The organism is Rahnella ecdela (assembly GCF_019049625.1).
GTDB classification, from domain to species: domain Bacteria; phylum Pseudomonadota; class Gammaproteobacteria; order Enterobacterales; family Enterobacteriaceae; genus Rahnella; species Rahnella ecdela.
The window spans coordinates 1-254 of the sequence record NZ_JAFMOY010000008.1 but is presented as its reverse complement, the minus strand read 5'-3'; the positions used below and the strand labels follow the sequence as shown (position 1 = coordinate 254).

Genomic DNA, 254 nt, shown 5'->3' with positions numbered 1-254 from the left:
CAGACTGGATACCGAAAACGACGCTATTACGGTGGCGGAAAGCCTTCTTTTGCCAGTCCAAATTACCTTGAACGCCAGTTCGTTGTCCCAACCCCAAATACGCATTGGGTGAGTGACATGACTTATATAAGGACGCATGAGGGTTGGCTGTATCTGGCTGTTGTTCTTGATCTCTTCTCACGCAGGGTTATCGGCTGGAGCATGGGCGGACGAATGACCGCTGAGTTAGTAATGGATGCATTATTGATGGCGGT

At 49.6% G+C, this 254-nt stretch carries 1 protein-coding gene; it reads left to right on the top strand.

Annotated elements, in window-relative coordinates:
* On the top strand, nt 1-254 hold a 254-nt coding region (locus J1784_RS00040), incomplete at both ends, for a DDE-type integrase/transposase/recombinase (RefSeq protein WP_217147562.1).